The sequence below is a fragment of the Brevibacillus sp. HB1.4B genome, assembly GCF_013284285.1.
GTDB lineage: Bacteria > Bacillota > Bacilli > Brevibacillales > Brevibacillaceae > Brevibacillus > Brevibacillus porteri.
The window spans coordinates 383,066-396,006 of the sequence record NZ_JABSUT010000002.1 but is presented as its reverse complement, the minus strand read 5'-3'; the positions used below and the strand labels follow the sequence as shown (position 1 = coordinate 396,006).

General features: G+C 49.6%; 11 protein-coding genes. All 11 read left to right on the top strand.

Going from position 1 to position 12,941, the window contains the following annotated elements; genetic code table 11:
- Positions 1-7 precede the first annotated feature (7 nt).
- The 11 genes from HP398_RS06365 (at position 8) to HP398_RS06315 (ending at position 12,921) form a co-directional block, all read left to right on the top strand.
- Positions 8-1,969 (top strand): glycoside hydrolase family 15 protein, encoded by a 1,962-nt coding sequence (locus HP398_RS06365; RefSeq protein WP_173622170.1) that lies wholly within the window; start codon positions 8-10, stop codon positions 1,967-1,969.
- 19 nt (positions 1,970-1,988) lie between these two features.
- Positions 1,989-3,413 (top strand): phosphoglucomutase/phosphomannomutase family protein, encoded by a 1,425-nt coding sequence (locus tag HP398_RS06360; protein ID WP_173622169.1) that lies wholly within the window; start codon positions 1,989-1,991, stop codon positions 3,411-3,413.
- 824 nt (positions 3,414-4,237) lie between these two features.
- Positions 4,238-4,879, top strand: a complete 642-nt coding sequence (locus HP398_RS06355) for a serine/threonine-protein kinase (RefSeq protein ID WP_017249516.1) — start codon at positions 4,238-4,240, stop codon at positions 4,877-4,879.
- A 77-nt stretch (positions 4,880-4,956) separates the two neighbouring features.
- On the top strand, positions 4,957-5,406 hold the full coding sequence (lspA, locus tag HP398_RS06350) for a signal peptidase II (protein ID WP_017249515.1): 450 nt from the start codon (positions 4,957-4,959) through the stop codon (positions 5,404-5,406).
- A gap of 46 nt (positions 5,407-5,452) precedes the next feature.
- Positions 5,453-6,382 carry an RluA family pseudouridine synthase gene (locus tag HP398_RS06345; protein ID WP_173622168.1) on the top strand — a complete coding sequence of 310 codons (930 nt, stop codon included), beginning with the start codon at positions 5,453-5,455 and terminating at the stop codon, positions 6,380-6,382.
- A 19-nt stretch (positions 6,383-6,401) separates the two neighbouring features.
- On the top strand, positions 6,402-6,803 hold the full coding sequence (locus HP398_RS06340; RefSeq protein WP_173622167.1) for a VOC family protein: 402 nt from the start codon (positions 6,402-6,404) through the stop codon (positions 6,801-6,803).
- Positions 6,804-6,902: 99 nt separating this feature from the next.
- Positions 6,903-8,264, top strand: a complete 1,362-nt coding sequence (locus HP398_RS06335; RefSeq protein WP_173622166.1) for a TolB-like translocation protein — start codon at positions 6,903-6,905, stop codon at positions 8,262-8,264.
- Between the two features lie 223 nt (positions 8,265-8,487).
- Positions 8,488-9,027, top strand: a complete 540-nt coding sequence (gene pyrR / locus HP398_RS06330) for a bifunctional pyr operon transcriptional regulator/uracil phosphoribosyltransferase PyrR (protein WP_007728461.1) — start codon at positions 8,488-8,490, stop codon at positions 9,025-9,027.
- Between the two features lie 161 nt (positions 9,028-9,188).
- Positions 9,189-10,547 (top strand): solute carrier family 23 protein, encoded by a 1,359-nt coding sequence (locus tag HP398_RS06325; protein ID WP_173622165.1) that lies wholly within the window; start codon positions 9,189-9,191, stop codon positions 10,545-10,547.
- Between the two features lie 185 nt (positions 10,548-10,732).
- Complete coding sequence (locus HP398_RS06320; protein ID WP_173622164.1) at positions 10,733-11,674, top strand: aspartate carbamoyltransferase catalytic subunit; 942 nt, start codon at positions 10,733-10,735, stop codon at positions 11,672-11,674.
- Positions 11,641-12,921, top strand: a complete 1,281-nt coding sequence (locus tag HP398_RS06315; protein ID WP_173622163.1) for a dihydroorotase — start codon at positions 11,641-11,643, stop codon at positions 12,919-12,921. The genes HP398_RS06320 and HP398_RS06315 overlap by 34 nt, the downstream gene beginning before the upstream one ends.
- Positions 12,922-12,941 lie beyond the last annotated feature (20 nt).

The window sequence follows — 12,941 nt, the reverse complement described above, 5'->3', positions numbered from 1 at the left end:
TGAAGGCATGCCGAGACCGCTCGTCGTCGGGAACGGAAAACTGCTGATTAATTTTGATGATAAGCTGCACATGCGAGATCTCTATTTTCCGTATGTCGGCCAACTGAATCATGTCGGGGGACACTTTAGCAAGCTGGGTATTTGGGTGCAAGGTCACTTTTCCTGGCTGGATGAAGACGGCTGGACGCGGAAGCTCGGATACGGACAGGAGTCTTTGGTGACAGATGTTCATGCGCATCATGAACATCTGGGCATCTCCCTGCAAATTGCAGATGGGGTGCATCAGCGTGACCCGATTTATTTGAAAAAGGTGTGCGTTCAGAATTTGACGAGTGAAGTGCGAGAGGTCAGGCTGTTTTTCAATCACGATTTCAGCTTGAATGAGACGGAGGTAGGGGATACCGCTGTTTTTGATCCTATCCTGCGCACCATTTACCATTACAAGCGCAATGTGTACATCATGGCGAATGGAAAAACGGATACGGGTGGGATCGATCAATATAGTGTCGGGATCAAGCGGTTCAACTATGCGGAGGGGACCTGGAGGGACGCGGAGGATGGTCTTTTGTCCGGCAATCCGATTGCACAGGGCTCTGTAGATAGTACGATTTCTTTTTCCCTCATACTGCAACCGCAAGAAGAAAAGGTGCTCTTTTACTGGATGTGCATTGGTGAATCGTATGAGGATGTTAAAGTATTGAACCAGTATGTACTCGAAAGCGATCCGGAACATTTGCTCAGTCGGGTCGCGGTGTATTGGCAACGTTGGGTCAATAAGGAAGAGCGGGACTTTGCTGATCTTCCTTCAGAGGTTGTCAATCTGTACAAGACCAGCTTGCTACTCGTGCGCACGCAAATTGATCAGAATGGAGCGATTCTCGCTGCGAATGACTCGGATATTCTCCAATTCAATCGCGACCATTACAGCTACATGTGGCCCAGAGACGGAGCGTTAATTGCGAGTGCGATGGCGAAAGCGGGTTATACGGGAGTGGTCGCACCATTTTTCCGATTTTGCGCGGACGCATTGAATAAGGACGGATATTTGCTGCACAAGTACAATCCAGATGGGTCTGTCGGCTCTAGTTGGCATCCGTATATTGTTGACGGAGAAATTCAGCTCCCGATTCAGGAGGATGAGACGGCACTCGTGCTGTATGCGCTCTGGGAGCAATACAAGAGCGGCAAGCAAATTGAAGACTGCCAAGCGCTCTACCCCACGCTGGTTCGCCCGGCGGCCCGCTTTTTGCTGGAGTATGTCCATCCAGAGCTGCAACTCCCAAAACAAAGCTACGACTTATGGGAAGAGCGACGGGGAATTTTTACGTTTACCAGTGCTACTGTTTTCGCAGGCTTAATGGCTGCGGCTCGTTTTGCCCAGCTGTTCGGGGATGATCGGCGCTACAAACGTTACACAGAAGGGGCAGAGCGCATTCGTGGGGCAATGGAAAAACATCTCTACGACTCTGAAATCGGGCGTTTCTTGCGTGGGATATATGTAAGAGCAGATGGGAGTGTCGAAAAAGATTTCACGGTGGAGAGCAGCTTGTTCGCCTTGTTTGCGCTTGATGTGTTTTCCGTAGACGATCCGAGAGTTGAGCGGACGATGGAAGCTGTCAAAAAGAGTTTGCGGGTAGACACGGTGATTGGTGGAATTGCCCGCTACCAAGGGGATTACTATTTCAAAAAATCACATGATACGGCGAAGGTACCGGGCAATCCATGGATTATTTGCACCTTATGGGTCGCTGATTGGGAAATTGCCAAGGCGAAATCTCTCGATGAACTCCAAGAGCCAAAGAACAGATTGGCTTGGGTCGTACGCCATGCTCTACAAAGCGGCGTGCTATCCGAACAGCTCGATCCGTATACAGGTGCTCCCGTATCCGTTGCACCGTTGACGTGGTCGCATGCTACTTATGTTGCCACTGTTTTGCGTTATTTGGAGAAGGTGAATGAGTTGCGGTAACGAGGGGAGAGATGAGGGGATGACAACGATCCGTTTCGGTACGGACGGTTGGCGCGACATAATTGCAGATGGCTTTACTGTCGAGAATGTCCGCATTGTCGCACAAGCTATCGCTAGCTATACCAAAGAAATCGGACAACAGGAGCAGCCTGTTCTGGTCGGGCACGACACACGGTTCTTGGGGAGACGCTTCGCGGAGGAGGTTGCAGCTGTCCTGACTGCGAATGACATTCGTACCTATTTGGTGAATGAAGCAGCGCCAACGCCTGCCGTAGCCTTTGGAGTGAAGCATTTTGCAGCGAGTGGCGCGATCATGATCACGGCCAGTCACAATCCACCCGAATATAACGGCATCAAATACATTCCGGAGTACGCCGGACCTGCAACGCCTGCGATCACGCAAAGATTGGAAGAGTGGATCAGCGAAACCTGCCAGGCGAAATCGGTGCGTACGATTTCCCTCGCGGAAGCAAAGGCCCGCAAGCTGCTGCAAGTCATTGTGCTGCGTCCTCATTACGAGGCGCATCTTAGACGGATGGTAAATATGGATGTTTTGAAAAACTCTTCCTTGTCCGTTGTTGTCGATGCCATGCATGGTGCAGGTATGGGCTACGTGAGCGGTTTTTTGTCTGAGGCGGGGGTGAAAAACGTCGGAATCCGAGAAGTCCCGGATGCGGCTTTTGGAGGAGATTTGCCTGAGCCAAACGATAAGCATTTGCATTTGCTAAAAAAAGAAGTAGTAGAACGCCAAGCATCTCTTGGTCTTGCCAATGACGGCGATGCGGATCGCTTCGGAGTCGTCGATCGCTTCGGACAGTACATCACGCCAAATGAAGCACTCGTCCTGCTGACCTATCATTTGCGAAAAAATCGTGGCTTGAGCGGACGGATTGTCAGGACCGTAGCGACTACGCATCTATTGGATCGGATGGCTAAGCATTATGGTCTTGAACTGGTAGAGACGCCAGTTGGCTTCAAGTATGTAGGTGAGGAAATGCGCAAAGGTGACGTGCTCATTGGTGGAGAAGAAAGTGGCGGGGCCAGTATTCTCGGTCACATCCCGGAGAAAGACGGCGTACTCATCAATTTGTTGCTCGCTGAGATGTGCGCGCACGAAAACAAAGGAATTGATCAAATCCTGCGAGACGTATACGAGCAGTTCGGCGAGCTGTTCCATACGCGAATTGATATGAAATTGCCGGAAAAAGATCAATGGATACAGCAAATGATCGCTAAGCCACCTGCACTAATTGGTCCTTATCAGGTTTTGGAGATTCAACGAGTGGATGGGGTCAAGCTGTTGCTCGAGGAAGGACATTGGGTCTTGATCCGTCCGTCTGGCACAGAACCGTTGGTACGCATCTATTGTGAAGCAACGAATGCAACGGCTTTGCAGAAGTTGCAAGATGCGATTCGCGAATGGTTTTTGGAGATTAATGTGTAAATTCTGAAGGGGAGAGCCTGCATGGATGTGCTAGGTTCTTCTTTTTTTCGTAGGTTCCTGTTATGTGGCTACGGGGAAGAGAAGAATATTTCCAGTCTAGGCTCCAGGCTCCGTCCTGCTGGGGGCTGAGACTGTCCGCTCCGAAGGGATTCGCGGGGAAACGCAAAAGTGGTAGCCGCTTCGTCGCGTGGGCACGTTGCGTTTCTTTTGCCCGCTCATCCCTTCTCCGCTCGGTAGGACTCCACAAGTCGCTACGTCTGGAAATATTCTTCTCTGGCGTAACAATGAGGTTCTTCAATCTTTTCAGGCATTTAAAAATCGGCTCACACGGAAAGCTCGTAGAGGAAACAGGAGAAATAAGCGAAGATCTTAGGGACACCGACCGAGACGCAATGCAAAAAGCGAAACACGCTCTTAAGCGTCCACCTCTGAAACACATCTTGATAGGACCACTTTCGACGCGGTTTCGCTTTTTGCATGGAGTCGTGCAGTCAATCCCGCAGGGGGTGGCCCTAGAATCTGAGCGTTTTCTCCTGTTTCCTCCCCACCACGACAGCAACGTACAAAATCGTTATACACTACATAAAAAAACAGATGCTATTGCTGGACATCTACTACCCATTTACCAAATCGAAAAAATGAGGTATTCTTGTCCATATGCAATCCTTTCATTGGAATCGGACAGGACTTCCTGGCCTCACCAGTGTAAAGGATTTTTTGCCCCTTAAATAGGAAGTGTCTGAATGATCGTAGTAGATGGACCTTCATTAATTTTGTTTTAACGTAGTTCGAAGTCGGTAACTGATGAGAGATGATGAGAAACGATGCGGATCGATCAGGATATATTGCAAGCTTTTTTACAGGAAGTTCAAGTGGAGAGTCTGTCGCCGGATGATCCAGTCGTCGTACACCACACGCCGTACCCGTGGGAGTTGGTCGGTACCGGCAATTATGCTGCCGTATTTGCCCACCCGGACTATCCAAAGGTAGTGATTAAGCTGTACGCACCTGGAAGACCAGGAGCCGAACAGGAAATCGAAGTCTATCGCAAGCTTGGGGAGACTCGTTCTTTCCCTATCTGTTATGATTATGGGGAAGGATACTTGGTCATTTCGCGGATGAACGGCATACCCCTGTTTGACTGTGTTCGCTTTGGTATTCCGATTCCTCCCCAGGTGATTGAAGACGTGGAGGAAGCACTCGAAGAGGCGCGCAGGAAGGGTTTGTTTCCGCATGATGTCCATGGAAAAAACGTACTAATGGATCAGGGACGAGGTTATCTGATTGACGTATCGGATTACTATGTCAATGATACAGACACAAAATGGCGTGATTTACGCAAGGCGTATTACAAGGTGTACCTGCCATTTATCAAGGATCGTGGATGGAAAATTCCATTGTGGATGCTGGAAGTTGTACGTAAAGGCTATCGACTGTACAAAAAAGGAAAGCGCTTGTTCACGTAGACGGTCTCTGGTAAAATGATCATTTGATATTGTGTTTGTTCAGTTGCTGGTCGAAGCAGAATAAGGAGGACATTCCATTGTTGTACTATCTCATTGCGGCAGTAATTATTGCGCTTGATCAGTTTACAAAGTATTTAGTCGTGAAGTATATGGAACTGGGAGAATCCATTCCTTTGATCGCGGACGTTTTTCATCTCACTTCCCATCGAAACATGGGAGCGGCGTTTGGCATCCTGCAAAATCGACGTTGGTTTTTTATTGTCATTACCGTTGTCGTTGTGATTGGGATTGTCATTTCCTTGATTCGCTTGAGAAAAAACCAACCTCGTGCATCGTTGGCGCTGTCATTGGTCTTGGGTGGAGCCGTTGGGAATTTCATTGATCGTGCGATGACTGGTCAAGTTGTAGATTTTCTCGATTTTACGTTGATTAACTTCCCAATCTTTAACGTGGCTGATATGGCCATCACGATTGGTGTGGGGATTTTGCTTCTCGATGTTTTTCTGGATGGGAAGAAAAATAGATAGTTATGAGAATAATAGTGGGAAAGCTCGGATAGGTGGAGAAAATTACATGAATGACACGCAATTGTTTGAACGTTACGATTGGACGGTAGAGCCAGCGGATACGAGCGAGCGCATCGATAAGTTTATCACGCTGCAAAATGAAGATTGGTCCCGATCACAGGTGCAGGCTTGGGTGAAGGAAGGCCGTGTCACTGTAAATGGTGAACCGATCAAAAACAACTACAAGCTGCAGGCAGAGGACGAAGTAACCCTCCGTGTTCCGCCGCCAAAGGAAATGGCAATCCAGCCAGAGGAAATGTCCTTGGATATTGTATACGAGGATAGCGATGTCGTGGTCGTGACTAAACCACGTGGCCTCGTCGTGCATCCTGCTCCTGGTCATTACAGTGGGACACTCGTCAATGGGCTTTTGGCACATTGCAAGGATTTGTCCGGAATCAATGGTGTTTTGCGTCCAGGAATTGTCCATCGCATTGACAAGGATACATCCGGCCTGTTGATGATAGCCAAAAACGACAAGGCACACATGGGTTTGGCTGAACAATTAAAAGCACATACGGTCAATCGGAAGTATGTCGCGATTGTTCATGGTGTCATCCCGCATGAAATGGGAACGATTGAAGCACCAATCGGGCGCGATCCGAAAAATCGCCAGCAAATGGCGGTTGTTTTTGAAAACAGCAAGCCGGCTGTGACGCATTTTATCGTGCTGGAGCGCTTCAAAGAGTACACGTTGGTGGAATTGAAACTCGAAACAGGACGTACCCATCAAATTCGCGTACACATGAAGTATATTGGCTATCCACTGGCGGGCGATCCGAAATACGGTCCGAAAAATACATTGGAGCTCGATGGACAAGCTCTGCATGCGAAAACACTCGGCTTTATCCATCCCCGTACAGGAGATCAGCTCGAATTTGAAGCGCCAATGCCGAAGGAAATGCTTGACGCCATCGAGGTTCTTAGACAAGCGTAAGCGAACAGGAGGAATAGCCGTGCTAAAAAGATTAGCGCATGTGACGCTGTACGTTCACGATTGTGAAGAGGCATTGCGGTTTTACACGGAAAAACTCGGTTTCGAAAAACGCATGGATTCTCGGATGGATGATGGTTCTCGTTGGCTCACCGTCGGTCTTCCTGGGCAGGAGATAGAGATCGTATTGCATGACCCTACCCATTGGCATCGGGAAGAAGTTGCGCAGGAATTGCTTCGTCAGGTCGGCAAAAATCCAATGTGGGTTTGGGAGACGGATGATTTTGGGGCCACATACGAAACACTGCGCCAACGCGGCGTGAAGTTTGTGAGTGAACCAAACGAAGTGATGTATGGCATTGAGGTTATTTTCGAGGATCTGTATGGCAATCGTTTTTTGTTGTTGCAGCCAGTCTTCCTATGACACTTACATAATGGCAGTTGGATTGGAAAACGCTAGTAGAGAGCTTATTACTTTCTTCTGGCGTTTTTTTCATCATTCAATAGAGCGTGTAAGGAGTGAATGCTTGTGATCGGAAAATGGGGGAAGCTGATCAGTCTTTTTGTCCTTTTGGTTGTACTTGTCACGGCAAACGGTGAAGCAAAGGTGGCAGCCCAAAACCAACAGCCAGAGCGTGTGAACAAGGAAATAAGCGTTCCGGCAAAAATTGCATTTACGAGCAACCAGCATTTGTTTTTGGTAGATGGACGGGATGCATCAGGAAAAATAAAGCAAATCTCCAAGGACGGCTATGCACAGATCGTAAGCTGGTCGCCAGATGGCAAGTGGCTCCTGTTCGTGAAATACAAAGGCAACGACAATTACTCGACACCAGGCTACGTGTGGATCGTCAGAGCGGATGGCAGCAAAACAGTGCAGGTAGACGAACGAGCAGTCTTTGAAATGCCAAAGTGGTCCCAAAAAGCGAACAAGCTAGCATACACCGTGAATATCGGCAGCAATGAAGCGCCAAGCCCTTTGCTGATTGTAAAAGAAATTCATGATCAAGGAGAAGTAGCCTTGCAAAGTTCAACGAAGGCTGACTTCGCAGATTTTGCCTGGATGCCGGATGGGGAAAACATGCTTGTCGCGCTACCCGCTGAAAAAAATAAGCCGATGACGCTGGCCTTGCGCACGCTTGCAGGTAAACCGTTGGCTGCCTACCCGATTGCAGAACCGCCAAAAGTGGAGGAAGGTATCTACCCATGGGCGGCGACAGGCCTAAAAGTATCCCCGGATGGGAAGGCTGTTGCCTACTTTGTCAGGTATAACTCCGGGTCCTTGTCTGCTGATGGCGTACCTATTCAATGGTTTGATTTGACACAGCCTGCCAAAAAGCCAATAGAACTCGGTACAGGATTGGCTTATCCTGATTGGCTTGCTTGGACACCAAATAGCGACCAGCTCGCTTTTGTCGATGGCACTGACCGGATCGCCACGACTAACAAGCAGTTGAAGCTGGCGGATCGAGCAGGAAAGGTCAAAACAGTCAGCCCTGGTCCAGTGGTGGTAGACACTTATCCAGTATGGATTCCCAAAGCTCCATATACACTGCTTTTCACCAGAGGCTTGGCTACAGCGTATTCATACGATCCAAAGAAGGTCATGGTACCGGAACAAGGCATCTGGCGGCGATCCGCAGATGGAGCAGAGCAGCAGGTGACAAAAGGGTCAGCGAATACAGCCGACTACTATCCTGCGCCATCTCCAGATGGGAAACAGCTCCTTTTCTTGCGTTTGGATCGAGCGGAGCGTGGCTCCCTGTTTATCCAAGGAATAGGTGAGGATGCGGACAAACAAGTCGAGCTGATCAAAGACATTACAGGGGACATTGGTTATTATGCGAACTATTTGCCACCGTGGGTCAGCGTCTATTGGGAATAGTTAGACTTTTCCGGGCTGCATTGACACCCGTCCAGAATCGTGACATAATTCTACATGACGAATGGAACCTTTTAATCCAGTCCAGTGAGGCTGGCAAGGGCACGGAATGACAAGCAGGCGGGACTCTTACAGTCCGGTCAGTTTGTCCGAGGGCTTCTTGTCTCCTGACAAGGAGCCTTTTTTCGTAAGGTCCACTGTTCCCGTCGAGAAGGGGGATATTGAGATGATCAACAAAAGCGTCATTATGGATGAAGCCGCAATCCGCCGCGCGCTCACTCGAATCGCACATGAAATTATCGAGCGAAACAAAGGCGTCGAAGATCTCATTATCGTGGGCATCAAGACCAGAGGGATCTACCTCGCACAGCGTCTTGTGGAAAGAATCGAAATGATTGAAAATGTGAAAGTCCCAGTCGGTGAGCTAGACATTACGTTCTATCGTGACGATCTGCAACACAAGTCCGAAGATGCCATTTTGCAAGGCTCCAAGCTCCCAGATCAAATCACGGGCAAGACTGTGATTCTGGTGGATGATGTTCTCTACACGGGAAGAACAGTGCGTGCCGCATTGGATGCACTGATTGACAACGGTCGCCCTCGGATGATTCAACTGGCTGTTCTGGTTGATCGCGGTCATCGCGAGCTACCCATCCGCCCTGATTTCGTCGGAAAAAACCTCCCAACTGCTCGAACGGAAATTGTCGATGTACAATTGGCAGAAGTGGACGTTATGGACATTGTGTCCATCCGACAGCTACTGTAAAAATAAAAGAACTCCTCTTTAAAAACGATCCCGTGAGGTCGGCAAGAGGCAAGAAACTTCCCATGAGCATGGTGAAGCTAGCCTCTTTGTGTCCGCACAAAGAGGTTTTTTGTATAAAAAAGCTTTTTGAATGAAAGAAACAAAACAGGGGGCATACAGGCATGAGCCAAAAAAATTACATCGATGTAGACGAAACACCACATATTTCGCGATTGCTGCCACTTAGTATTCAACACTTGTTCGCGATGTTTGGCTCGACTGTACTCGTACCGATCTTGACGGGTCTGGATGTTGCAACGGCCCTCTTGGCGAGCGGGATCGGGACACTTCTGTTTCTGTGGATCACCAAAGGAAAGCTTCCGAACTATCTCGGTTCTTCCTTCGCCTTCATCGGTCCGATTATCGTCGTGAGTCAATCGCATGGTGTAGGGACGGCACTCTTGGGCTGCTTCCTCTCCGGGATTGTGTACATCATCGTCGCCGGAATTGTGAAGAAGGCAGGAGTCAAATGGCTCGATCGGGTACTGCCACCTGTTGTCATCGCATCCGTCATCGTTGTGATCGGTCTGAGCCTGGCTGGCGTAGCAGTAGACATGGCAACGAAAGTCACTGTAGACGGTCAATCGCAAATGTCACTGACTTCGATTGAAATCTCGCTCGTTACCGTGGTCATAACAGTTCTAGCAGCGGTCATGCTACGCGGTTTCCTTGGTCTTATCCCCATCTTGATCGGAATGGTTTCTGGTTATGTATACACGCTGCTGCGTCACCCTGATCTGATTAACTTTCAAAAAGTAGTAGAAGCAGACTGGTTCATCACGCCACAAAAAATGTTTACGGAGCACTTCAAATTTACCGAAGTCATGAGTGCGATCGGTGACGGCTCTGCATGGATCGCAGCACTCGTCATCGCGCCAGTCGCTTTCGTCACGCTGGCAGAGCATTTGGGACACTTGCTGGTAACGAGCAAGGTCATGGATCGCGATCTGATGAAAAATCCGGGTCTGCACCGCAGCTTGCTCGGAGACGGGGTGGCAACCTCACTCGCAGCCATCATGGGAGGTCCGCCAGCAACGACGTATGGAGAAAATATTGGTGTCCTTGCAATGACTAAGGTATACAGCCGAGTGGTCATCGGTCTGGCTGCTGTACTGGCAATCATGTTCGCCTTCGCTGGTAAGATTAGCGCCATTTTAATGACGATTCCAACGCCGGTACTTGGTGGTGTCTCCATCATCCTGTTCGGTATCATCGCGGCACAAGGCTTGCGGATGTACGTCGAGCACAAAGTGAATTTTGCAGACAAACGCAACATGATTCTCGCAGCGGTCATCCTCGTCACGGGAATCGGCGGATACAAAATCAGTTTTGCAGGTACAGGTATCGCTTTCCTGAACGATCTGACCATCGATAATATCGCACTCTCTACCTTCCTGGGTATTATTCTGCACCTGATCCTTCCAGGAAAAGAGTCCGCGATGGGCGAAGCGCACCAGGAAGAACAAAAACAAATAGCCTAAACGTTCCCAATCCTTTAAATCCAGTCCAGAGAGGCTGGCAAGGCATAGAACGCTGTTAAGGCTGCCCGAAAAAGGCACCCAACCAGCTTCTTGTCTCGCTTGCCTCCAGATGCAAAGCGATGCCAAGAAGCTTTTCTTATGAAAAAAGCTTTTCTGTTGACCAAAATGAACCGGAGGGATTCATGATGAAAAATGTAGCGCACCTGATTGGCCTCAAAGACTTATCGAAAGAACAGATCATCCAGCTCCTCGAGCGAGCAGAGTATTGGGCTGCTAGACCAACTGAGCAAGCGGATATCCTGCGCGGACAGTTTGTCGCGAATCTGTTCTTCGAGGCCAGTACCAGAACCCGCTTCTCTTTTGAAGTAGCACAAAAGCGACTGGGCGCACATGTTTTGAACTTCATTCCGGAAACCTCCTCCACCGTAAAAGGCGAGACGGTCTATGACACGATCCGCACCTTGGAAGCAATGGGCGTGGAAGCAGCCGTTATCCGCACCAAGAAAGAAGGCCTGCTGCAAGAGTTAGCAGAAAGCGTAGACCTGAAGCTGATCAACGCGGGAGATGGAACGAATGAGCACCCGACCCAATGCCTGCTCGATCTGTTGACCATGAAAAGACAGTTTGGCAAGCTATCTGGTCTCACAGTAGCGATCATGGGAGACCTGCGCCACAGCCGCGTGCTCGGTTCTCACCTGCATGCGCTGCCGAAGCTCGGCGTGAATCTGCTACTCTCGGGTCCTGCTACGATGATGCCGGCGCATATCCCGCAAGGTGTCAAAATCGTGGAAATGGAAGAAGCGGTTCAAACCGCAGATGTGGTCATGATGCTGCGCGTTCAGCTAGAGCGCCATGCGGAATCCCTCTATCTATCGAAAGAAGAGTACCACAAGGCACATGGGCTCACTCTGGAAAGAGCCAAAATGATGAAGTCCGGCGCAGTTATCATGCATCCGGCACCCGTCAATCGCGGGGTTGAGATTCATACCGATTTGGTAGAATGCGAAACGTCCTTGATTCAAACCCAAGTGACCAACGGAGTCGCAGCAAGAATGGCAGTTCTAGAAACTCTTTTGAAAGGGAGCGAAATGACATGGGAATCATCCTTGGCAACGGCAACGTACTAAATCAGGCGGGGGAACTCACCCCGATGGAAATATTGGTGGAAAAGGGAAGAATCACAGCGATGGGGGAAACGCTCGATCGCGAGGGACATGAATGGATCGATTGCCACAGCGGTATGATTAGCGCCGGTCTCATCGATGTGCACGTACATCTGCGTGAGCCAGGCTTCGAACATAAAGAAACGATCGAAACAGGGGCAAAAGCAGCGGTACAAGGCGGATTTACAACAGTAGCATGCATGCCGAACACACGACCATCCATCGACAGTGTCGAGACCGTGACCTACATTTTGGACAAAGCGAGCGAGGCTGGTATGGCGCGCGTGATCCCGTATGGTGCGATTACCGTTCGCCAATTGGGAAAAGAGCTGACGGATTTCGCTGGATTAAAAGAAGCGGGGATCTTTGCGCTGACGGATGACGGTGTGGGCGTGCAATCAACAGCGATGATGAAAAAGGCCATGCAAAAAGCAGCAGAGCTCGGTATCGCAATCGTCGCTCACTGCGAGGACGAAGACCTGTTGATCCCAGGAGCAGCCTTGCATGACGGGGTGGTAGCTGCTCGACACGGACTCCCTGGAATTCCTTCTGAGTCAGAGTCCATCCACGTTGGTCGCGATATTTTGCTGGCAGAACAGACAGGTGTGCACTACCACGTATGCCACATCAGTGCGAAAGAGTCGGTGCGTCTGGTACGCGATGGGAAACGCGCTGGCGTAAATGTAACGTGTGAAGTCAGTCCGCATCACCTCTTGCTGTGCGATGAGGATATCCCGGACAATCTGGATACGAATTGGAAAATGAACCCGCCGCTGCGCTCTCGTGAGGATCGTGCTGCACTGATTGCGGGATTGAAAGACGGCACCATTGATATGATCGCCACAGACCATGCACCACACACTCAAGAGGAAAAAGCAAACGGGATGAACCGAGCACCATTCGGAATCGTCGGACTGGAGACAGCATTCCCGCTCCTGTACACAAATCTCGTGCAAAACGGAGAGCTGACCTTGAAGAAGCTGGTTGAGCTGTTGACCGTGAAGCCAGCAGAAGCATTCAAACTGCCATACGGACGTCTGGAAGTGGGCGCACCAGCAGACCTGACTGTGATTGATCTGGAAACGGAAAAAACAATCGACCCAAGCACATTCGCAAGTAAAGGAATCAACACACCATTTGCTGGTTGGGCATGCAAAGGCTGGCCGACCCTGACACTGGTTGATGGGAAGATCGTATATCAAAACGTGTAAAAACGACTTACAGACGAGAC

What these genes read in the sequence shown, in the direction of transcription:
- HP398_RS06365 (WP_173622170.1), top strand. Translation starts at nt 8, where the DNA reads ATGCCGAGACCGCTCGTCGTCGGGAACGGAAAACTGCTGATTAATTTT.
- HP398_RS06360 (WP_173622169.1), top strand. Translation starts at nt 1,989, where the DNA reads ATGACAACGATCCGTTTCGGTACGGACGGTTGGCGCGACATAATTGCA.
- HP398_RS06355 (WP_017249516.1), top strand. Translation starts at nt 4,238, where the DNA reads ATGCGGATCGATCAGGATATATTGCAAGCTTTTTTACAGGAAGTTCAA.
- HP398_RS06345 (WP_173622168.1), top strand. Translation starts at nt 5,453, where the DNA reads ATGAATGACACGCAATTGTTTGAACGTTACGATTGGACGGTAGAGCCA.
- HP398_RS06335 (WP_173622166.1), top strand. Translation starts at nt 6,903, where the DNA reads ATGCTTGTGATCGGAAAATGGGGGAAGCTGATCAGTCTTTTTGTCCTT.
- pyrR (WP_007728461.1), top strand. Translation starts at nt 8,488, where the DNA reads ATGATCAACAAAAGCGTCATTATGGATGAAGCCGCAATCCGCCGCGCG.
- HP398_RS06325 (WP_173622165.1), top strand. Translation starts at nt 9,189, where the DNA reads ATGAGCCAAAAAAATTACATCGATGTAGACGAAACACCACATATTTCG.
- HP398_RS06320 (WP_173622164.1), top strand. Translation starts at nt 10,733, where the DNA reads ATGAAAAATGTAGCGCACCTGATTGGCCTCAAAGACTTATCGAAAGAA.
- HP398_RS06315 (WP_173622163.1), top strand. Translation starts at nt 11,641, where the DNA reads ATGGGAATCATCCTTGGCAACGGCAACGTACTAAATCAGGCGGGGGAA.